At 72.0% G+C, this 21,069-nt stretch carries 19 protein-coding genes; 9 read left to right on the plus strand and 10 right to left on the minus strand.

What is annotated here, in order from left to right; genetic code table 11:
* Nucleotides 1-225 precede the first annotated feature (225 nt).
* The 4 genes from hisD to OKJ99_RS42690 form a co-directional block, all read right to left on the minus strand.
* Nucleotides 226-1,545, minus strand: a complete 1,320-nt coding sequence (gene hisD / locus OKJ99_RS42675) for a histidinol dehydrogenase (RefSeq protein WP_326024061.1) — start codon at nt 1,543-1,545, stop codon at nt 226-228.
* A 111-nt stretch (nt 1,546-1,656) separates the two neighbouring features.
* Nucleotides 1,657-2,652, minus strand: a complete 996-nt coding sequence (locus tag OKJ99_RS42680) for a LacI family DNA-binding transcriptional regulator (RefSeq protein WP_326024062.1) — start codon at nt 2,650-2,652, stop codon at nt 1,657-1,659.
* 101 nt (nt 2,653-2,753) lie between these two features.
* Nucleotides 2,754-3,173 carry an SRPBCC family protein gene (locus tag OKJ99_RS42685; protein WP_326024063.1) on the minus strand — a complete coding sequence of 140 codons (420 nt, stop codon included), beginning with the start codon at nt 3,171-3,173 and terminating at the stop codon, nt 2,754-2,756.
* 35 nt (nt 3,174-3,208) lie between these two features.
* Nucleotides 3,209-4,219, minus strand: coding sequence for an aldo/keto reductase (locus OKJ99_RS42690; RefSeq protein ID WP_326024064.1), 1,011 nt, complete (start codon nt 4,217-4,219; stop codon nt 3,209-3,211).
* 167 nt (nt 4,220-4,386) lie between these two features.
* Here OKJ99_RS42690 and OKJ99_RS42695 point away from each other — a divergent pair, with 167 nt between their 5' ends.
* From OKJ99_RS42695 to OKJ99_RS42710, 4 genes are all read left to right on the plus strand, one after another.
* Nucleotides 4,387-5,301: a LysR substrate-binding domain-containing protein gene (locus tag OKJ99_RS42695; protein ID WP_326024065.1), complete on the plus strand. Its 915-nt coding sequence runs from the start codon at nt 4,387-4,389 to the stop codon at nt 5,299-5,301.
* A 223-nt stretch (nt 5,302-5,524) separates the two neighbouring features.
* Nucleotides 5,525-6,964 (plus strand): adenylosuccinate lyase, encoded by a 1,440-nt coding sequence (gene purB / locus OKJ99_RS42700; RefSeq protein WP_326024066.1) that lies wholly within the window; start codon nt 5,525-5,527, stop codon nt 6,962-6,964.
* Nucleotides 6,961-7,512 (plus strand): G/U mismatch-specific DNA glycosylase, encoded by a 552-nt coding sequence (gene mug, locus OKJ99_RS42705; protein WP_326024084.1) that lies wholly within the window; start codon nt 6,961-6,963, stop codon nt 7,510-7,512. Before purB ends, mug begins: the two co-directional genes overlap by 4 nt.
* Before the next feature lie 91 nt (nt 7,513-7,603).
* Nucleotides 7,604-8,626, plus strand: coding sequence for a bile acid:sodium symporter family protein (locus tag OKJ99_RS42710; protein WP_326024085.1), 1,023 nt, complete (start codon nt 7,604-7,606; stop codon nt 8,624-8,626).
* A 1-nt stretch (nt 8,627) separates the two neighbouring features.
* Here OKJ99_RS42710 and OKJ99_RS42715 read toward each other — a convergent pair whose 3' ends face one another.
* From OKJ99_RS42715 to OKJ99_RS42725, 3 genes are all read right to left on the minus strand, one after another.
* The gene (locus OKJ99_RS42715; protein ID WP_326024067.1) at nt 8,628-9,425 is read right to left on the minus strand and encodes an SAM-dependent methyltransferase; all 798 of its coding nucleotides are present in this window, start codon (nt 9,423-9,425) and stop codon (nt 8,628-8,630) included.
* Between the two features lie 86 nt (nt 9,426-9,511).
* A complete protein-coding gene (locus OKJ99_RS42720) occupies nt 9,512-10,246 on the minus strand; it encodes an ABC transporter permease (RefSeq protein WP_407700882.1) in 735 nt (244 codons plus the stop codon).
* Between the two features lie 12 nt (nt 10,247-10,258).
* Complete coding sequence (locus OKJ99_RS42725) at nt 10,259-11,182, minus strand: ATP-binding cassette domain-containing protein (protein ID WP_326024069.1); 924 nt, start codon at nt 11,180-11,182, stop codon at nt 10,259-10,261.
* Between the two features lie 109 nt (nt 11,183-11,291).
* Here OKJ99_RS42725 and OKJ99_RS42730 point away from each other — a divergent pair, with 109 nt between their 5' ends.
* Nucleotides 11,292-12,509, plus strand: a complete 1,218-nt coding sequence (locus tag OKJ99_RS42730; RefSeq protein ID WP_326024070.1) for a sensor histidine kinase — start codon at nt 11,292-11,294, stop codon at nt 12,507-12,509.
* Between the two features lie 14 nt (nt 12,510-12,523).
* Entirely contained in the window at nt 12,524-13,174 is a 651-nt protein-coding gene (locus tag OKJ99_RS42735) for a response regulator transcription factor (protein ID WP_326024071.1), read from the plus strand.
* Nucleotides 13,175-13,252: 78 nt separating this feature from the next.
* On the opposite strand, the gene OKJ99_RS42740 is transcribed toward OKJ99_RS42735, so the two are convergent.
* Complete coding sequence (locus tag OKJ99_RS42740) at nt 13,253-15,106, minus strand: hypothetical protein (protein ID WP_326024072.1); 1,854 nt, start codon at nt 15,104-15,106, stop codon at nt 13,253-13,255.
* A 239-nt stretch (nt 15,107-15,345) separates the two neighbouring features.
* Between OKJ99_RS42740 and OKJ99_RS42745 the strand changes: the two genes are divergently transcribed.
* Nucleotides 15,346-16,503, plus strand: coding sequence for an ROK family protein (locus OKJ99_RS42745; RefSeq protein ID WP_326024073.1), 1,158 nt, complete (start codon nt 15,346-15,348; stop codon nt 16,501-16,503).
* 113 nt (nt 16,504-16,616) lie between these two features.
* Here the strand turns inward: OKJ99_RS42745 and OKJ99_RS42750 are convergent, their stop codons facing one another.
* Nucleotides 16,617-17,378 (minus strand): GntR family transcriptional regulator, encoded by a 762-nt coding sequence (locus tag OKJ99_RS42750; protein ID WP_326024074.1) that lies wholly within the window; start codon nt 17,376-17,378, stop codon nt 16,617-16,619.
* Nucleotides 17,379-17,583: 205 nt separating this feature from the next.
* A complete protein-coding gene (gene sigJ / locus OKJ99_RS42755) occupies nt 17,584-18,465 on the minus strand; it encodes an RNA polymerase sigma factor SigJ (RefSeq protein ID WP_326024075.1) in 882 nt (293 codons plus the stop codon).
* Nucleotides 18,466-18,618: 153 nt separating this feature from the next.
* Here sigJ and OKJ99_RS42760 point away from each other — a divergent pair, with 153 nt between their 5' ends.
* Together OKJ99_RS42760 and OKJ99_RS42765 are read left to right on the plus strand one after the other, a co-directional pair.
* The gene (locus OKJ99_RS42760; RefSeq protein ID WP_326024076.1) at nt 18,619-19,449 is read left to right on the plus strand and encodes an alpha/beta fold hydrolase; all 831 of its coding nucleotides are present in this window, start codon (nt 18,619-18,621) and stop codon (nt 19,447-19,449) included.
* Nucleotides 19,450-19,857: 408 nt separating this feature from the next.
* Nucleotides 19,858-20,988, plus strand: a complete 1,131-nt coding sequence (locus OKJ99_RS42765) for an RNA-guided endonuclease InsQ/TnpB family protein (protein WP_326024077.1) — start codon at nt 19,858-19,860, stop codon at nt 20,986-20,988.
* Nucleotides 20,989-21,069: the final 81 nt, after the last annotated feature.

Below are 21,069 nucleotides of genomic sequence, written 5' to 3' on the forward strand. Positions count from 1 at the left end.
CCGGGCCGTGCTCCGCGGAGCCGGCCCGATGGTGCGGCGCGGACGCGCGCCGCGAGGGGGCGCTGCGAGGGGGCGCTGCGAGGGGGAGCGCCGCGAGAGCGGAGCGCCACGAGAGCGAAGCGCCACGAGAGCGAAGCGCCGCAAGCAGGAGCCCCACGAGAGCGGAGTGCCGCGCGCGGCGGCGCCCGGCGTCTCCGCGCGGGCGGGGCGATTGTCCGCCGGCTCTCAGGCGCGGGCCGACTCGTAGTGGTCGGTCCACGGCAGCGTGGCGCCCGCGTACTTGGCGGCGCGGACGTCGCCGGAGCGGGCGTGCCCCTCGAACAGCTCGACGCGGGCCGCGCGGCCGCACAGCTCCCCGAGTTCGGCGGAGGACTTCTCCTCGCGCACCTCCTGGTACGTGACGGTGCGCAGGTACATGCCGACCCACAGGCCACCGGTGTAGCGGGCGGCGCCGCGGGTGGGCAGCACGTGGTTGGTGCCGATCACCTTGTCGCCGTAGGAGACGCAGGTGCCCTCGCCGAGGAACAGGGCGCCGTAGGCGTGCATCTTGTCCAGGGCCTCGCGGGGGTTCTCGGTGAGGATCTGCACGTGCTCGTACGCGAAGCCGTCGGCGACGCGGTAGGCCTCGTCGAGGTCGTCGACCAGGATGATCTGCCCGTGGTCGCGCCAGGCCGGGCCCGCGATGTCGCCGGTCTGCATGCCGGGCAGGATCTCGTCGATGTGCCGCCGCACCTCGTCGGCGACGTGCTGGCTGGTCGTGATCAGGGCGGCGGGCGAGTCCGGTCCGTGCTCGGCCTGCGAGAGCAGGTCGACGGCGGCGACGAACGGGTCGGCGTGCTCGTCCGCGACGACCAGGATCTCCGTCGGCCCGGCGAACAGGTCGATGCCGACCTCGCCGAACAGCTGGCGCTTGGCCTCGGCGACGTACGCGTTGCCGGGGCCCGCGAGCATGTCGACCGGCTTGATGGTCTCCGTGCCGACGGCCATCGCGGCGACCGCCTGGACCCCTCCGAGGACGTAGATCTCGTCCGCGCCTGCGAAGTACATGGCGGCGATGGTCGCGGCGGGGATCTCGCCGCGGATCGGCGGGGTGCAGGCGACGACGCGCGGCACACCCGCGGCCTTGGCGGTCACGATCGTCATGTGCGCGGAGGCGGTCAACGGGTAGCGGCCGCCGGGGATGTACGCGCCGACGGACTGGACCGGCACGTGCCGGTGGCCGAGGAAGACGCCCGGCGCGGTCTCGATCTCGATCTCGGACATCGAGTCGCGCTGCGCCTCGGCGAACCGGCGGACGTTGGCCTGGACCGTCTTGATGTCCTCGATGACCTGCGCGTCGAGCGTGCCGATGATCTCGGCGAGCCGCTCGTCGTCCAGGCGGAAGGACTCCGGCTCCCAGCGGTCGAAGCGCGCCGACAGCGCGCGGACGGCCTCGTCGCCGCGGCCTCGTACATCGGCGATCAGCTCGCGGACGGCCTGCCCGACGGTGTCGTTGCCGGACGGCGCGGTGGACGGGGTGGCGGCTGCCTTGATGGTGCGGGACACGCCGAGCTCCTCACTCGTGATGGATACGTATCCATTGGATACGTATCCACAGAATGGAAGACGAAGGGTTGAACGGTCAAGAGGAGTTTGCGAAGGGATTTACGAAGAGATTTACGCCGGGCCCGTGGTGGAGCGCCCGACGAACTCCACCGGCAGCACCTCGTGCCGGTGCGGCAGCTCGGGGTCCTCGATCCGGCCGAGCAGCAGTTCCACGCCGACCTGCGCGATCCGCTCCAGCGGCTGGCGCACGGTCGTCAGGTCGATCCGCTCCCACGCGGAGAGCGGAACGTCGTCGCAGCCCACCACGCTCAACTCCCCCGGCACGTCCACGCCTTCGGCCGCGGCGGCGTTGAGCGCCGCGTACGCCATGACGTCGTTGTGGCAGTAGAGCGCCGTCGGCCGCTCGGGGCCGGCGAGCAGCGTGCGCACCGCCGCGTAGGCGGTGTCGTAGTCGTAGTCGCCGTCGATCTCGGTGAGGGCGGCGCCGTCGGCGGCCCGCATCCGGTCGCGGAAGCCCCGGCCGCGCTGCTGGGCCGTGCTCGACCCGGCCAGTCCGCACACCATCGCGATCCGCCGGTGCCCGAGGCCGAGCAGATGCTCGGCGGCGAGCTCGCCGGCGGTCGGGTTGTCGGCCTCGACCTGGTCGGCGGGAAAGTCCTCCAGGGTGCGGTGGACCAGCACGACGGGGATGCCGTGCCCGGCCGTCCGGTGTGCCAGCGGCTCGTCCTGAAGCGCCGAGGTGAACACGACGCCGTCGACGCCCTCGCGGCGCAACTGCGCGAGGCCCTCCTCGGCGGTCATGACGTCCGTGACCAGCGTTAGACGCATCCCCTGCTCGTGCAGGACGCGCTCCATCGCCTTGACCATGACCGGGTAGAACGGGTTCGTCAGATCGCGGATGACCACGCCGATCAGGCCGGAGCGGGAGCCCACGAGGCTGCGCGCGGCCTGGCTGGGCTGGAAGTCGTACTTGGCGACCACTTCGAGGACGCGGCGGCGCGTCTCGGGCGCGACGCTCCCGCCGTTCAGGACGCGGGAGACGGTCGACTGCGCCACTCCGGCCTCGCGGGCGATCTGCACGCTGGTGACGGTCGGCCGCCGCGCCATGGGTTCTTACCTCCGGGTCGGGTCGGGTCGATCGAGGTAAGGATACGGATCGCCGGGTGCCGGAGGCATTCCGCCTCCGGCACCCGGCGTGGGCGCGTCCGTCAGACCTGAACGGTCTTCAGAAGTGCGGCAAGACCGTCGACGTAGATGCCGTGGAAGAGCTCCTCGACCTCGGCGTCGCTCACACCGACCGGGGTGAACGAGCCGGACCACTCGACGCGGGAGGCGTCCGGGCGGCCGGGGACGGCGTGCACGGTCAGGGTGGAGAGGTAGCCGGTGACCGGGAACGGGGCCTGCTCGATGGCGTAGCTGTAGTGCCGCTCGGCCTCGTCGAACCCGACGAGACGCTCGACGATGACGCCGCCGTCCGCGTTGGTCAGGTGGCGTACGCGGCCGCCCGCACCGAGTTCGCTCTTCGGGATGTACGGGAGCCAGTCCGGCAGCGAGCCGAAGCCGCCGATGAGCTGCCAGACCTGGTCGGGGCTCTGCGGGATGTCGAGGGATGCGGTGGTGGAAGCCATGGTGGGCCCCTCCCTTACGTTCAACTGGTGGGGGTTCAGGCGTTGTTCGGGAGCGGGGCGGCCGGGCTGACGAGGCCCTCGGCGCGCAGGTCGGTCCAGAACGCGGCCGGGATCTCCTCGGCGAGGGCGGCGGTGTCCTCGGCGATGCGGCTGGGGCGGGTGGCGCCGGGGATCACGGCGGCGGACGCCGGGTGGGCCAGGGAGAACTGCAGGGCGGCGGACTTGATGCCGATGCCGTGCTTCTCGGTGAGGGCCTTGAGCCGGCCGACGCGCTCGATGATCTCGGCGGGGGCCTCCTGGTACTCGAAGTGGGTACCGCCGGCGAGGATGCCGGAGCTGTAGGGGCCGCCGGCGACCATGTCGACGCCCTGTTCCTGGGCCATGGGGAGCAGGCGCGTGAGGGCGTGCTCGTGGTCGAGGAGGGTGTAGCGGCCGGCGAGCAGGAAGCCGTCGGGCTTCGGCTCGTCGAGGGCGAGGGTCAGCTCGATGGGCTCGGTCTTGTTGACGCCGAGGCCCCAGCCCTTGATGACGCCCTCGTCGCGCAGCCGGGACAGGACGCGGAAGGCGCCGGTGCGGGCCTCCTCGAACTTCTGGATCCAGTCGTCGCCGTGGAAGTCCTGGGCGATGTCGTGGACCCAGACGATGTCGAGGCGGTCGGTGCCGAGGCGCTTGAGGCTGCCCTCGATGGAGCGCTCGGTGGCGTCGGCGGTCCACTCGTGGAGGATCTTGTTCGGGTTGCCGTGCTCGAACAGGCCGCCCTTCTCGCCGAAGTCGGGGACGTCCGTCTCGTGCTCGTCGAGGATGACGCGGCCGACCTTGGTCGACAGGACGTAGGAGTCGCGCGGCTTGGTGGACAGGACCTCGCCGAGGCGCTCCTCGGCGAGGCCGGCGCCGTAGAAGGGGGCGGTGTCGAAGTAGCGGATGCCGTGGTCCCAGGCCGCCTCGACGGTGGCACGGGCCTCGTCGTCGGGGATCGCGCGGAACATGTTGCCGAGGGGGGCGGTGCCGAAGCCGAGCCGGCCGGGGAGGAGGGACTTGATGCCCATGGTGAGGATTCCTTGCCTTGGTGCAGTACGTCTGGTGCTGTACGCGGCTTTGCGAAGATTTCTGCTGGTTTCTCCTGCTCCGCGCCTCTTGCTCCTCCGAGGTTAGGATCAACGGGTAAGACTGTCCAAGACTTGCTTGGACATACTTGAGTCCCCCGAGGTCCAACATGCTTGACCTGCGACAACTTCGCTATTTCGTGGCCGTGGCCGAGGAGGAGCACGTCGGCCGGGCCGCCGAGCGGCTGCACATCTCGCAGTCGCCGCTGAGCCGGCAGATCGCTCAGCTGGAGAAGAACCTGGGCCTGACCCTGTTCGAGCGCAGCCAGCAGCGCATCCGGCTCACCTCCGACGGCCGCGTCTTCCTCACCGAGGCGACGGCCCTGCTGCGGCACGCCGCCCGCCTGGAGAACCTCGGCCGACGCCTGGGGCGCGGCGAGGAGGGCGGCCTGTGCGTCGGCTACGTCGGCGACGCCATGCACACCGGCCTGCTGCCCAAGGCGCTGCGCTCCCTCAACGAGGAGCGCCCCGGCATCCACGTCGCCCTCTACGACATGACCGCGCACGAGCAGTTCGAGGGCCTGCGTCAGCGCAGCCTCGACATCGCGCTCGCCCCCGAGGCGCCGCCCGAGGACGATCCGGACCTGCGCAGCGCACTCCTCCTGGAGGACCCGCTGCTGCTGGCCGTCCCCAACAGCCACCCGCTGGCGAACGCTGCCGAGGTACGGCCCGAGGACCTCGACGGCCAGCCGTGGATCGCCGTCGAGGACGGCCAGGACCACGTCTGGCGGGACGACTTCGTGGCGGCCTGCGCCGCGGCCGGGTTCACCCCGGACATCCGCTTCGAGGCCCCCGAACCGCTGACGGCGGTGGGCCTGGTGGCATCCGGCCTCGGCATGGCATTCGTCCAGCGGAGCATGCTGCCGGGCCGCACGGCGGGGATCACGGTGCGCGAACTCCCCTGGTTCCAACGGTCCGTTCGCCTGTGGGCCACCTGGCACGGGATCGACCTGCGCCCGGTCGTCGCGTCGTTCCGCGAGACGGTCCTGGCCACCGGAGACGCGGAGTCCGAGCCCGACGACTGACGTGCGCCCCGCCAACTCCCCGCCCTCGACGACCAGGCCGACGGCCGCACCACCCACGACGGCCTGCTTCACGGACGCCCCGGTCTCCGCCAGGCGCGTGCCGCCGCCGGTGCCGTCCTCTCCCGGACGAGAAGGACCCGCGTGGCGTAGGTGCCGGCCTGGAGGTTCCTCCATCATGTGGACGGTTCGGAGCCTGTAGGGACGCCCGGTAAACTCCGTACACGTGACTGCGTCTGCAAAGCCCCGTATCCCGAATGTTCTCGCCGGCCGCTATGCCTCCGTCGAGCTCGCCACCCTCTGGTCCCCCGAGGAGAAGGTGAAGCTGGAGCGACAGCTCTGGCTCGCCGTGCTGAAGGCCCAGAAGGACCTCGGGATCGACGTCCCGGACGCCGCCGTCGCCGACTACGAGCGCGTGCTCGACCAGGTCGACCTGGCCTCCATCGCCGAGCGCGAGAAGGTCACGCGGCACGACGTGAAGGCCCGCATCGAGGAGTTCAACGCGCTCGCCGGGCACGAGCAGGTCCACAAGGGCATGACGTCCCGCGACCTGACGGAGAACGTCGAGCAGCTCCAGATCCGGCTCTCCCTGGAGCTGGTCCGCGACCGCGCCGTCGCCGTCCTCGCCCGCCTCGGCAAGCTGTCCGGCGAGTACGGCGAGCTGGTCATGGCCGGCCGCTCGCACAACGTCGCCGCGCAGGCCACCACCCTCGGCAAGCGCTTCGCGACCGCCACCGACGAGCTGCTCGTCGCGTACGGCCGGGTCGAGGAGCTGCTGAACCGCTACCCGCTGCGCGGCATCAAGGGCCCGGTCGGCACGGCCCAGGACATGCTCGACCTGCTCGGCGGCGACGCCGACAAGCTGGCCGACCTGGAGCAGCGGATCGCCCACCACCTGGGCTTCTCGCAGGCGTTCACCTCCGTCGGCCAGGTCTACCCGCGCTCGCTGGACTACGAGGTCGTGACCTCGCTGGTGCAGCTGGCCGCGGCCCCCTCCTCGCTGGCCAAGACGGTCCGCCTGATGGCCGGGCACGAGCTGGTCACCGAGGGCTTCAAGCCGGGCCAGGTCGGCTCCTCCGCGATGCCGCACAAGATGAACACCCGCTCCTGCGAGCGCGTCAACGGCCTCATGGTGATCCTGCGCGGCTACGCGTCGATGACCGGCGAGCTGGCGGGCGACCAGTGGAACGAGGGCGACGTCTCGTGCTCGGTGGTGCGTCGCGTCGCGCTGCCGGACGCGTTCTTCGCGCTCGACGGTCTGCTGGAGACCTTCCTCACCGTGCTCGACGAGTTCGGCGCGTTCCCGGCCGTCGTCGCCCGTGAGCTGGACCGCTACCTGCCGTTCCTCGCCACCACGAAGGTGCTCATGGCCTCGGTGCGCGCGGGCGTCGGCCGCGAGGAGGCCCACGAGGCCATCAAGGAGAACGCGGTGGCCTCGGCCCTCGCGATGCGCGAGCAGGGCGCCGAGCGCAACGAACTGCTCGACAAGCTGGCCGCCGACTCCCGGATCCCGCTGGACCGTGCGCGGCTCGACGAGCTGATGGCGGACAAGCTGTCGTTCACGGGCGCCGCCGCAGGCCAGGTCGCGCAGATCGTGGCCCGCGTCGAGGAGATCACGAAGCAGCACCCGGAGGCCGCCGGCTACACGCCGGGAGCGATCCTCTGACCTCCCGCCTCACGCAAGCGGACCTGGAGGCCGCTCGCGACCGTCTCGTACCGGACGTCGTCGCGAGCGGCCTTCGGGTTCTGTTCTGCGGGATCAACCCCGGCCTGATGACCGCCGCGACCGGTCACCACTTCGCCCGCCCCGGCAACCGCTTCTGGCCGGTCCTTCACCTGTCCGGCTTCACTCCCCGGCAGCTGAAGCCGTCCGAGCAGCAGGAGCTCCTCTCGTACGGGCTCGGGATCACGAACGTCGTCGCGCGGGCCACGGCGCGGGCGGACGAGCTGAGCGCACAGGAGTATCGGGAGGGCGGCCGCGTACTGGCGGAGAAGGTCGCCGAGCTGCGGCCGCGGTGGCTCGCCGTGGTGGGCGTGACTGCTTACAGGTCGGCCTTCGGCGAGCCCAAGGCGAAGATCGGCCCGCAGGAGCGGACGATCGGCGGCGCCCGGGTGTGGGCGCTGCCCAACCCCAGTGGTCTCAACGCGCATTGGACGGCGGCGACGATGGCCGAGGAGTACGGGCGGCTGCGCGAGGCGGCGGCCGCGCGGTAGCCGGTTCCCGGCGCCCCGGGTGAGAGCTTGGTCAAGCCGCCACCAACACGCCCGGATGTCACACAAGGTCACGCCTACGCTCCACTGCGTGATGTCCATGATCGCCGCCGTGCAACGGCGGCTCCTCGTCCTGATGTTGCTCTGCTACCTGCTGGCCGGGGTGCTCCCGGCCCCCGGCGAGCGGCTGCGGGAGTCCGCGCTGCACGTGCCGATGGTGCTGCTGGCGGTGATGCTCTTCAACGCGGGCCTCGGTGTCCGCGTCGCCGATCTGCGCGCTGTGGCGGGCCGGCCCGTGCGCCTCGTGCTCGGCATCGCCGCCAACGCGCTGCTGCCCCTGCTGGTGCTGCCGGTCGTCGCCCTGTGCCTGCGCACCTGGCCCGATCCCGCGGAGGCCGAGGGGCTCGTCGTCGGGCTGATGCTGGTGCTCGCGATGCCGATCGCCGGGGGTGCCGCCTCCTGGGGCCAGAGCGCGGGCGGCAACGTCCCGCTGGTCGTCGCGATGGTCATCGGTTCCACGCTGCTGAGCCCGCTCACGGTCCCCTTCGGGATCCGGGTGGCCGGTGGGCTCGTCGGCCCGGGCGGCACGGGAGCCCTGGACGACACGGAGAGGATCGACACCGTCGCCCGGACGGGGGCCGGGGTGTTCGCGCTGGTCGCCGTGGTGCTGCCGTGCCTGGCCGGGATCGTCGTGCGGATCGCGCTCGGGGAGGGGCGGGTGCGACGGGTGCTGCCCTCGGTCAAGGCCGTCAACCTCGTGAACATCCTGCTGCTCTGCTACATCAACGCGGCCGGCGCGCTGGGGCAGGCGCTGTCCCGGCCCGACCCCGACCTGCTGATCCTCGCGCTCGCCCTGTCGGGAGCGGTGTGCTGCCTGACGTTCCGCTGCGGCCGGTGGCTGTCCCGCTGGACGCGCTGCGACCGGCAGGACACGGTCTCGCTCACCTTCGCCACCGGCATGAACAACAGCAGCGCGGCCGCCGTGCTCGCCACCGGCTGGTTCTCGCACCGCCCCGAGGTGCTGCTGCCGATCCTCTCCTACAGCCTGTTGCAGAAGATCGTGGCCGGGGCGGCGGGACGAACACCCCGGCCCCGGGTCCGCGAGGCCGCCGTTTAGCTCACGGCTTGCGGGCCACGGCGCCGAACTGGGCGACCTGCGTGCCCTCCTCGTCGCGCCAGCGCGCGCACGAGACGAGGCCGGGCTCCACGAGGTCCAGGCCGTCGAGGAACGCCGCGACCTCGGCGCCGGTACGTGCGGTGATCGGCGGCTTCGCGTTCTCGTTCCAGAACTTCATGGCCTCCTCGTTGCCCTCGCCGCCCAACTCCAGGGTGGGGTGGGTGAGCACCACGTAGCTGCCGGAGGGGACGGCGTCGACGAGCTCGCGCACGATGGACGCGGCCTCCTCCGTGTCGAGCACGAAGTTCAGGATGCCCAGGAGCATGATCGCGACCGGCCGGTCGAAGTCGAGGGTCCCGGAGGCCGCCTCGATGATCGCCCGCGGGTCACGGGCGTCCGCGTCCACGTAGTTCGTCCGGCCCTCGGCGGAGCTGGTGAGCAGCGCGCGGGCGTGGGTGAGGACGATCGGGTCGTTGTCGACGTAGACGACGCGCGCGTCCGGCGCGATCCGCTGGGCGACCTCGTGCGTGTTCTCGACGGTCGGCAGGCCCGTACCGATGTCGAGGAACTGGCGGACGCCTTCCTCGCCGGCGAGGAAGGTGACGGCGCGGCCGAGGAACGCGCGGTCGGCGCGGGCGACCTCGCCGATGCTCGGGTACATGGACGTCACCATGTTGCCGACCTCCTCGTCGACCTCGTAGTGGTCCTTGCCGCCCAGCCAGTAGTTCCACACGCGCGCGTTGTGCGCGATGTGGCTGGAGATCCGTCCCTCCGGCCTGGACCCGTCGGCGTCACTCATGCGATCTCCCTCGTACGTTGCTGGGCTGGGCTCAAGATCCCATAGTGGCACGGGAGTTCGATGGTGCGCGCGACGGGCCCGCCGCGCTACGCGTCCCTGCGCCGCACCGCCCACCACCCGGCGAGCACCGCGGCCGCCGCCCACAGCGCGGTGACGGCGAGCCCGGCCCACGGGCCGAGGAAGCCCTCCGTGTGCTGGTAGAGGACCTGCTGGCCCGCACGGTCGGGCAGGAAGTCGGCGACCGAGCCCGCGATGTCCCCGACGACGAAGGACACGATCAGCAGGAACGGCACCAGGATGCTCAGCACGGCCACCGCGCTGCGCAGCACGGCCGTGAGCCCCGCCGCGAGCAGCGCCATCAGCGCGAGGTACACCCCGCCACCGACGCAGGCCCGCAGTGCGCCCGGGTCGCCGAGGTCGAGCGTGTACCGGCCCATGAACGCCTGGCCGACGAGGAACGTGGCGAAGACGGTGAGCAGGCCGACGACGAGCCCGCAGGCGCCGATGACCGCCATCTTCGCGGCGTAGAAGAGGTTCCGGTTCGGCACGGCGGCGAGCGAGACGCGCAGCGCGTTGTTCAGGTACTCCGAGGAGACGGCCGTGGCGCCGAAGGCGAGCACCGCGATCTGCCCGAAGTTGAGGGCGTAGAAGGCGCCGAAGAGCAGGTCCTCGCCGTTGTCGGCCTCGGCCTGGCCGACCGTCGGGAACACGAGGACCGTGACGGCGAGGGTGGCGATGAAGACGGCCAGCAGCGAGCCGAAGCTGCCGCGCAGCGATCTGACTTTGATCCACTCGGAGTGCAGTACGGCGGTGGCGGACATGCCGGTCATGGGTCAGGCCTCCTGGAGGGACGTGGCGGCGAACTCGGTGTCGTTCGCGGTCAGCGCGAGGTAGGCCTGCTCCAACGAGGCCTGTTCGTCGGCGAGTTCGAGGACGGGGACCCCCTCGGCGGCGGCCAGCGCGCCCACGTCGGCGGCGGTGAGGCCCTCCACGTCGCAGCGGCCGTCGTCGGCGAGTGTCACCGTGTGTCCCGCGCGTACGAGCGCCGCTCTCAGGCGCACGGGGTCCGTGGAGCGCACCCGTACGCGGCGAGCGCTGTGCGCGGCGATGAAGTCGGGCATCGGGGTGTCGGCGAGGAGCCGCCCGCGGCCGAGGACGACGAGGTGGTCGGCGAAGGTCGCGGTCTCGTTCATGAGGTGGCTGGAGACCAGCACCGTACGTCCCGCGCGCGCGAGGTCGCGCATCAACTCCCGGATCCAGATGATGCCTTCGGGGTCGAGGCCGTTGGACGGCTCGTCGAGCAGCACCACTTCGGGGTCCCCGAGGAGCGCCGCCGCGATGCCGAGCCGCTGCCGCATGCCGAGCGAGAACGTCTTGACGCGCTTCTTCGCCACGGTGGCGATCCCGGCCTGCTCCAGGACCTCGTCGACGCGTCGCGTCGGGATCCTGTTGCTGGCCGCGAGCGCCCGCAGGTGGTCCCGCGCGGTGCGGGAGCCGTACGCCGCCTGCGGGTCGAGCAGGGCGCCCGCCACGCGCAGCGGTTCGTGGTAGGTGGCGTACGGGCGGCCGCCGATGAGCGCGGTCCCGGAGGTGGGGCGGTCGAGGCCGAGGGCGAGGCGCATCGTGGTGGACTTGCCGGCGCCGTTCGGGCCGAGGAAGCCGGTGACGCGGCCGGGCTCGACCTGGAAGGTCAGCCCGTCCACGGCGCGCGTCGTCCCGTACTCCTTGCTGAGGTCCTGGACGTCGATACTGGTCATGCCCACAGAATCGTCCGCGTCAGGGGCCCCGGGCCTCCCCCACCAGTGGAGTTCGCCTCCCCCGTGCGGGGGGAGCCGTCGGGCGCGGGGCGGCTGGCACGATGGCGGCATGCCCCGCTTCCTGAGACCGCTCGCGCGCGCGGTCACGTACACCCGCTGGCTGCATCTGCTCTGCTCGTCGGTGCTCGCCTTCGTGTTCGCGATGGTCTACCCGGGACTCTCCGCTCCCTCCTTGGGTGCCTGGGTGCTCATCTACGTGATCCCCGTGCCGCTGCTCCTGGTGCTCGGCACGATTCCGGTGCTGCGGCGTTCGGAGGGGCTGCAGGCGCGGATGATGCTGTTCCCCGGGAAGCACGCGCGCGTGGCCGGCACCGGCGCGGAGCGTGAGATCTCGGTCGTGCCCTCAGCCTCGTGGCAGGACCGCGGCAGGACGTCGGCCTGGCTGGTGTTCCGGCTGTTCCTGGGGCTCTCGGTCGCCCTGTTCTCGGGTCAGATCGGCGCACTGGCCATGGAGTTGACCGGCGCGGCCATGGGCGAGCGGGTCGACGAGCTGTCGGCGCTGCCCGTGCCGGGAACGGCCTGGTCGTGCGCGGTGGCGATCCCCTTCGTCCTGATCTTCCTGGTGTACGTGGCGGCGGGCGCGGGGTGGCTGACGGCCCGCACGGCCCAGGTGCTCCTCGGCCCGTCCGGGGCGGAGCGTCTTGCGGCCCTGGAGGAGCGCACCGAGCAGCTGCTGGAGCGCAACCGCATCGCCCGGGAGCTGCACGACTCCATCGGCCATGCACTGACGGTCGCCGTCGTGCAGGCGGGTGCGGCGCGGGCTGCGGGCGACCCGATGTTCACGGACCGGGCCCTCGGCGCCATCGAGGAGACCGGCCGGGCCGCACTGGAGGAGCTGGAGCGGGTCCTCCTGGTGCTGCGCGAGGCGGAGCAGCCGGTGGGCAGCCGCCCCACGCTCCAGGAGGCGGACCGGCTGCTCGACTCGGCGCGGGCCTCGGGGGCGAAGGTGGAGGTGACGGTGTCGGGACCGCTGGAGACGGTGCCGGGACCGGTGTCCCGCGAGGGCTACCGCATCCTTCAGGAGGCGCTCACGAACGTGCTGCGGCACTGCGGAACCGTGCCGGTCACCGTGACCCTCCATGTCGCGGACAAGCACCTCGTCCTGGAGGTGCGCAACCCGCTGCCGCCCGAACGCGGCTCCGGGCACGGCGGTACGGGCAGCGGACTGCGCGGCGTACGCGAGCGCGCGGCACTCCTCGGCGGCCACGCCAGGACGGGCCCGCTCCAGGACGAGTGGCAGGTTCACGTCGAACTGCCCGTCGCGTGATCTAACCTTGCGGCGTGCCGCTCACTGTTCTTCTTGTCGACGACGAACCCCTGGTCCGCGCGGGGCTGCGCGCGGTGCTCGAAGCGCAGCCGGACATCACGGTGGTGGGTGAGGCCGCGGACGGCGCGGCGGTCGTCCCGCTCGTCCGCGAGTTGCGCCCCGACGTGGTCGCCATGGACGTCCGCATGCCGCTGCTCGACGGAATCGAGGCCACGCGCGCGGTGCTGCGCGGCGCGGAGCGGCCGCCGAAGATCCTCGTGATCACCACGTTCGAGAACGACGAGTACGTGTACGGGGCGCTGCGCGCGGGCGCCGACGGCTTCCTCCTGAAGCGGGCGCGCCCCGAGGAGATCGTGCACGCGGTGCGGCTCGTCGCGGCGGGCGAGTCGCTCCTGTTCCCCGCGGCGGTCCGCAAGTTGGCCGCGGAGTACGGGAGTTCGGCGGCGCGTGCGGCCCTGGAGCGCGCGGCGCTGACCGAACGCGAGGAGCAGGTGCTGCGGCTCATGGCACGCGGCCTGTCGAACGCGGAGATCGCCGCGGACCTGGTCGTCGGCACGGAGACGGTCAAGTCGCACGTCAGCGCGGTGCTGACGAAGCTGGGCGCGCGGGACCGGACGCAAGCGGTGATCGCGGCGTACGAATCGGGGTTCGTGGCGCCGAGCTGAGGTCCGACCTGCACGCCCGACCCGCACCGTTTCGGGTGCGCGCGGCTGAGCAACGTACGTCACAGAGGTGCACCGTTCCTAGTGTGGTTGACCAAGGTTGGCCGTACCGGGCATTCCGGGCGGGTTGGGTTGTTCGCCCGGTCTGCTGGGCCCCCGAACGGTGTTGGGGCTCTGGGGCGGGTGCTGTCCGGCCGGGCTCGCTCGCGTCTGACGCGCCAGCACGCCGCTTGGCGTGTTGGCGCTGCGGGAGGTCCTGGCCGGAGCTGTCCGCTCCGTGCGGGTCCTGGGTCGGTGACTCGGCGGTGCGGGAACGGCTGGCCCGGTGCGATCCTCCGGTCGCACGGCCCCCGCCCGCCCACGCGATGGTGCTGCGCGGGGTTGGGGGGTTTGGCGGGGTCCGTCACTCCTGCGCCGGGCCGGGAATCCCAGGCCCCGCCTGCCGATCACCACGGCGGCGGCATGATGCCCCGACGTCGCGGATTGATCGGAAGTCTGGGTGTTCTTCAGGGGGTTCAGCCAGTGCTGCGCACCCCACTTACTGCTGTAGGCCGGGTCCACCGCGATCACCGACAGCCCCGCATGGTGAGCCATGCCTGCCAGGCGGTCGCGGAACTTGGCGGTGGGGATGCCGGAGACGGTGCGACGGAAGGCCTTGCCCCGCCGTCCCCGGCCGAGCTTCTCGCGTCCGGTGGCGCGGGCGTCGGCGAAGTCGAGGTCCTCGATCACCAGCGCCGCGCACGCGTGCCGTCGGGCGAGGTCGAGGAGCTGGGTGATGGCCTGGCGTAGGCGGGCGTCGCGGGTGGGCGCGGGCAGCCCGGACAGCTCCAGCGCCACGGTGTGCGGGCGCCCCACAGGATTGCCGTGCACATCCAGGAGCCAGGCCGCCAGGTGGTCGGCATTGACGTCCACCGCCAGGACCGGGTGGCCGCGCAGCGCCTCCAGCTGCACGGCCGGAGCTGTGCGGCCCTTGTTCACCGTCGACCAGGACGCGTCCAGATACCAGCGTCCGCGCTCGGGGGCGAAAGAGACGTCGTAGCGCACCGGGCCGCCGGCCGCGATCCGATCCGCCCACTCCTGGCCCCGGTGGGTGAACTGTGCGCGGGCGCCCAGGACATAGCGCCCGCGCGGGGCGTTGGCGTACCGGGCGCGCAGTGGCTCGGGCAGCACCATGGAGACGGTGCCGTCGGTGGGATCGATGCTGATCGTGTAGTTGCCGAACGGGGCCCCGGCCTCCCCATCGGCGGTCAGGAACAGCCGTCGTGCCGCCCACCGTTCACCCCAGCCCTCCCGCTCGGCCCGCCAAGCCTCCTCGGTGAGCGGTTTGGGCGCCTCGATGTGATCGTAGAGGTGCTGGCGGGAGGCGAGCAGGGCGCGCCCACCCCGGGTGATGCGCACCTGACCCGAGGCGCGTTCCCTCAGCGCATTGCGCAGCCGGGCCTTCAGAAGTTGCAGGCGCTGCTGCTTGGCCCGCCGCTCACTCCCGTCGGTATAGCCGCGCACGGTGCGCCGCCCCCGGCGCTCCACCGTCCCGGCCGCCACGGCCAGGCGGTCCTCGATGGTGCGGATCGACTGGCGCAGTGAGCCGATGTGCTCGTTCAGCGCCCGGCAGGCGAGCTTGTACTGATCCTCCGAGGTGCGGGTGATGCTCCCCGCCCACCGGGCGGACGACTGGGAGGTGAGCGCCTTCTTGCGCTCGGCGCGCTGGTTGAGCGCGGCGGGCACGGTGCCGATCCGCACCCGCTCGGCCAGATCCGCCCCGGCCAGCGCGCCCAGCTGCATCCCCACCGCCCGCAGCACCGTCTCATCGCCAGGCGACAGGCGCAGCCGGGTGCGGATGCGGCAGCCGGTCGGCGCCGCGACCACGAACGGGGCCGCCAGCTCCCGATACGGGCGCAGCGCATGCTTCTTGTCACCTCGTACCGCCCGCGCCATCGCCCCTCACCCCCGCACCACAGCAGTTCATCCGTCGATCACACCAACGCACGCCCCCGCATCGATGTCACGGCCGATACCCGAGAAACTTTCCGAACCCCACCCCGGACACCCGGCCTTGCCCCGCTATCGCCGATCCCGGCCACCAAATTCCGGCACTGTTGCCAACCCGACTCTCGCCGCTGACGGGGCCTGCGGGTACCATCCGGCGAACACGCGCGACGGCGGGAAGGACGACGGTGGGGCGGCTGACCGGCGGGGATCCCTCTTTGCTCAGGCGGATCAATTCCGCGGTGGTGCTGCACGCGCTGCGCTCCACCGATTTCGCGACGCTCACGGAGGTCACCCGCGTCACCGGCCTGTCCCGGCCCACCGTGGAAGGCGTCGTCGAGGGGCTCATCGTGGCCGGGCTCGCCGTGGAGACCACGGTCGAGGAGCCGGGCGCGCGGCGGCAGGGCCGGCCCGCGCGCAAGTTCCGCTTCCGGGCCGAGGCCGGGCATCTGCTCGGCCTGGAGATCGGCGCGCACCGGGTGGCCGCGGTGCTCTCGGCGCTCGACGGCAGGGTGCTCGGTTCGGCGTCCAAGGAGGTCGACGAGACCGCGCCGGCCGACGAGCGGCTCGAAAAACTGCGCGGCACCGTCGCCGATCTGCTGCGCCGCGCGGGCGTGGCCCGGGACTCGCTGTGGGCGGTCGGCGTCGGCAGCCCGGGGATCGTGCAGGCGGACGGGACGGTGCGGCTCGGCACGGCGCTGCCGGGCTGGACCGGGCTTCCGCTCGGCGAGCGGCTGCGGCGCTCCTTCAAGTGCCCCGTCCTCGTGGAGAACGACGCGAACGCGGCGGCCGTGGCCGAGCACTGGAAGGGCGCCGGGTCGGACACCGACGACATGGTGTTCGTCCTCGCGGGGCTCAGCCCCGGGGCCGGCGCCCTGATCGGCGGCCGCCTGCACCGTGGCTACGGGGGCGCCGCGGGGGAGATCGGCGCGCTGCACCTGCTGGGCCGCGAGGTGCGGCCCGAGGCGCTGCTGTCCACCACGGACGAGCCGCTGCACCCGCTGGACGAGGTCGCCGTGGCGCATGTGTTCACGCTCGCGCGCGAGGGCGACGACCGGGCGTCCGCCGCGGTCGAGCGGTTCCTTCAGCGGCTCGTGCACGACGTCGCGGCGCTGGTGCTCGCGCTCGATCCGGAACTGGTCGTCGTGGGCGGCTGGGCCGCGGGGCTCGACGGTGTGCTCGAACCGCTGCGGCGGGAGCTCGAACGCTACTGTCTGCGGCCGCCGCGAGTGGCGCTGTCGACGCTGGGCGAGGCTGCCGTGGCCACGGGGGCGCTGCGGCTCGCGCTCGACCACGTGGAAGAGGAACTCTTCGCTACGGAGAGCACGGTCACCGCGCGCCGGTGAACACCGGCGGGCGGCGTACCGAAAGCCGCGTCCCTACGAAGCCTGTGTCTTACGCAGCTCGTGTCTTACGCAGCTCGTGTCTTACGAAGCCCGTGTCTTACGAAGCCCGTTTCTTACGAAGCCCGTGTCTGCGGCGCGTGGTGGATCTCCACGCCCGCCGTGTCACCGAAGGTGAGCCGGCAGGTGTCCGCGCGGTAGGTCGCCACCGAGACGGCCGCGGTCGTGCCGCGGCTGAAGTAGCGGGTCGTGACGACGAGGACCGGGGCGCCGGGCAGCCGGTCGAGTTCCTTCGCGTCGTCGGCGCGCGCCGAGCCCAGCTCGACCGCGCGGTCCTCCCCGTCGAGCCCGAGGCGCTGAAGCTCCCGCACGACCGCACGCGCGCGTGCGGCGCCGGACGCGGCGTCGATGGCCGTCAGGTCGGGGGCCGGGCCCACGGGGACGTACAGCAGCTCGGCCGCGACCGGCTGGCCGTGCGAGACCCGGGTGCGGCGCAGAACGTTCACCTCGGTGTCCGGCGCGGTCTCCAGGGCAGCGGCGACGGCGCTCGGCGGGACGTCGACGGTGGAGTCGACCGCCTGCCACGCGTCCGCGCTGCCACCGGGCCAGTCCCGGTCGTTCGACGCGACGGCGACGCCCATCCGGGGCGGCGCGACCGTGGTGCCGACGCCGCGGCGGCGCTGCAGCCGGCCTTCCAGCTCCAGCTGCTCCAGGGCCTGGCGGAGTGTGGCGCGGGCGACGCCGAAGCGGGCCGCGAGATCACGCTCGTTCGGCAGGATCTCGCCCACCGCGAACTCGGAGTCGAGCGCATCGGTGAGCACGGTCTTCAGGTGCCAGTATTTCGGCTCCGGAGCCGCTTCCAACTGCGTGGTCCCCACACTGTCCTCCGCAACAGCCGTGCCCTGGCAGCTTTTTATCGCCCTTGTTTATTAAAGGTTCCTGCCTTATCTCTGCGAGAGTAGGACCGTTCTCGGAACTTGGTCAATACCAATCGTCGTCCGGTTCTCACGTAGCGGAACGCGAAGGACCCGCCCCCGGTGCGTGCGACGGGAGCGGGCCTGGACCGGATGTTCCGGAGCGTGCCTAGGCGAGCGAGCCGAGCTTGTCCGGGTTGCGCACGATGTAGATCTGCTGGATCCGGCCTTCGTGCAGGCCGAGTTGGAGGACGGAGTCCGGCTTTCCGTTCCCGATGACGAGCACGCCGAGGGCGCCGTTGAACTCCACGATGCGGAGCTCGATGCCCTCGGAGGCCCCCTGGCGCGCGGCGCCCTGCACGAACCGGCCCACCTTGTCGGCGGTCTCGATGACCCGCAGCGGCGCCCTGGCCTTGCCGCCGCTGTCGCCCACGAGCCGGGCGTCCGGGGCGAGCATGGCCATCAGCCCGTCGAGGTCGCCCTCGGACGCGGCGGCCAGGAAGCGCTCGGTGAGGTCGCGCTGCTGGACCGGGTCGACGTCGAAGCGGGGCCGGCGCTCGTCCACGTGCTTACGCGCGCGTGCGGCGAGTTGCCGCACGGCCGCCTCGCCGCGCTCCAGCGTGCCGGCGATCTCCGCGTAGGACAGGCCGAAGGCCTCCCGCAGCACGAACACCGCGCGCTCCAGCGGCGAGAGGGACTCAAGGACGACGAGCACCGCGAGCGACACGGAGTCGGCGAGCACGGCCTGCTCGGCGGTGTCGGGCACCGTGGGCCCGAAGTCGGTGACGAGCGGCTCGGGCAGCCACGGCCCCACGTAGGACTCGCGGCGCGCCTGGGCCTGGCGCAGCCGGTCGATGGCGAGCCGGGCGGTGACGCGCACCAGGTAGGCACGCGGTTCACGGACGTCGGCCCGGTCGGCGCGGGACCAGCGCAGCCAGGCGTCCTGCACCACGTCCTCGGCGTCGGCGACGCGGCCCAGCATGCGGTAGGCGACGCCCATCAGGACGGGGCGGTGCTCTTCGAAGTCATCGATCTCTGTGTCGGTGGCCACCTACCCATCCCATAGGACACATCGGGCACTGTCCAGGGGGCGCCCGACCACTTCGGCTACGCCTCTTGAACTGCGCGCTACTGAGCGGTAATTGTTGCTGACAAGGAGTCTAAGGAGACCGTCGCGGCGTGGCGGGGACAGGGAGCGAGCGACATGGCGACAGAGGCGTCCTTCAGCATCGAGAGCGCCGGAGGGACCCGCACCGTGCGCCTCGCGTACGAGCGCACGGGCAGCGGTGAGCCGCTGCTTCTGCTGCACGGGATCGGGCACCACTGGGAGGCCTGGCAGCCCGTGCTGCCGATCCTCGCGGCGGAGCGGGACGTGATCGCGGTGGACCTTCCAGGGTTCGGGAAGTCGCCCGCGCTGCCGGACGGGTTCGCGTACGACCTGGCCGGCGTGGTCCCCGTCCTCGAAGCGTTCTGCCGCCATCTCGGGGTCGAGCGGCCGCATGTGGCGGGGAACTCACTGGGCGGGCTGCTCGCCCTCGACCTCGGCCGGGAGAAGCTCGTGCGGTCCGTCACCGCGCTCTCCCCCGCCGGGTTCTGGACCGGGGCCGAGCGGCGCTACGCCTTCGGGACGCTGCTCGCGATGCGGGCGGCCGCGCGGGCCATGCCGGTGCCGGTGATCGAGCGGCTCTCCCGCTCCGCGGCGGGGCGCGCGGCGCTCACCAGCACCATCTACGCGCGGCCCGGCCGCCGTTCACCCGAGGCGGTCGTCGCGGAGACGCTGGCCATGCGGGAGGCGACCGGGTTCCGGGAGACGCTGGAGGCGGGTCGTTCGGTGCTGTTCCAGGACGACATCGAGGACGTGCCGGTCACGATCGCGTGGGGCACCAACGACCGTCTCCTCGTGCGCCGCCAGGGCATCCGCGCCAAGCACGTCATCCCGCAGGCCCGCCTGATCAAGCTCCCCCGCTGCGGACACGTCCCGATGAACGACGACCCGGCGCTGGTCGCGCGGGTGATCCTCGACGGCAGCCGGTGAGCGCCGCGCGAACACACCCGAGCCCAGGGCGACCCCGGCGGCGACGAGCGCGCTGCCCGCGCCCTGGGCGATGCCGTACGTCCCGGAGCCGACGAGGGGCGCGGTGGCGGCCGCCTCCAGTGCGGCGATCCCGCACACCGTGCAGGACAGCAGCCGGGGCCCGAGCGGGCGCAGGCCGCCCCCTCCCGAGCAGCGGCCGAAGCGGCAGGCACGCGACGGCGTAGCGGAGGAACTGGCCGCCCTACATCGCTCCTCCCAGCGAATCCAAGAAGGTGAACGCATGTGCCTGGCCTCGCTGTTGGGGTGATCGTTGTCGAAGTGGGGTGCGTGGACGTGGTGTTCACTCGTACGCTCGCCCGGCGGACCGAGGACAAACAGGCCGCCCGGAGACGAGGGGAGGGCGGGGACGTGACGGTACGTGCTGTGGTCACGGGGGCGAGTGGCGCGGGGCATGCCCGGTACACGTACCGGCTGCGCGTCTCGGTCACCGCCGGTGCGGCACTCTCGGCCGAGTGGGACCGGTGTCGGTGGGTGTGGAACGAGTGCGTGGCCAAGTCGCGCGCTGTCCATCAGCACAACCTCGCCCATCCGGAGGAGAAGTTGACGTGCGGTCCGGCACAGCTGGACCGGATGCTGACCCGGGCCCGGCACACGACGTCGTGGCTGCGCGAGGGCTCCACGGTGCCCCAGCAACAGATCATCCGGGACTTCGGCAAAGCGCGGACCAAGGCACTCAAGGACATCCGTGACCACCTGCCGGTGCGGCAGCGGACCGGCAGGCCGCAGTGGAAGTCCAAGCGGGACGCGCTGCCCTCGCTGAACTACACCCGGCGCGGCTTTCGACTGCGTGACGGGTGCCTGGAGTTGGCGGGCGGCACCACCCTGACCGTGGTGTGGTCCCGCGATCTGCCCGCCGACCCGTCGTCGGTACGCGTCTACCAGGACACTCTGGGCCACTGGTACGCCTCCTTCGTGGTGCCCGCCACCGTCGATCCGCTGCCCGCGACGGGCGCGGTGATCGGTATCGACTGGGGTGTGAAGGAGACCGCGACCACCACCTCCCACGCCCATGATTTGCCGCATGCCGAACACGGCACGAAGGCCAAGGCCCACAAGAAGGTCGCACGCCAGCGCCAGGACACCGGGCGCAAGTGGGCGAAGCGGATCGTGCGCGACCACGACGCAGTCGCGGTGGAGGACTTCCACCCGAAGTTCCTCGCCAGGAGCACCATGGCCAGGAAGGCCCAGGACGCCGCCATCGGCGCCACCAAACAGGCCCTGATCGACATGGGCCGCAAGCACGGGCGGGACATCCGCCTGGTACATCCCGCGTACACCACGATGGACTGCGCGCAGTGCGGAGCGAGAGCCAAGCACGCCCTGCCGCTGGGTGAACGCACCTACACCTGCAGCACATGCGAGGCGGTGTCCCCCAGGGACAAGAACTCCGCACGCGTGATGCTGATCCGGGCTGGTCTCCTCCCGGCTGATGCTGATGGCGGAAGACCTCCGGGGGCGCAGCTCCCAGAGGCGGCCTGAGTCAGAAATCTCCTCCTGAAGGGAGGGGAGGATTCAATTGGGGTTCGTGTGTGCGCCGTGGCACGCCAGTAGGAGTGGCAG

Origin of the sequence: Streptomyces endophyticus (assembly GCF_035798155.1) — a bacterium.
GTDB lineage: Bacteria > Actinomycetota > Actinomycetes > Streptomycetales > Streptomycetaceae > Streptomyces > Streptomyces endophyticus.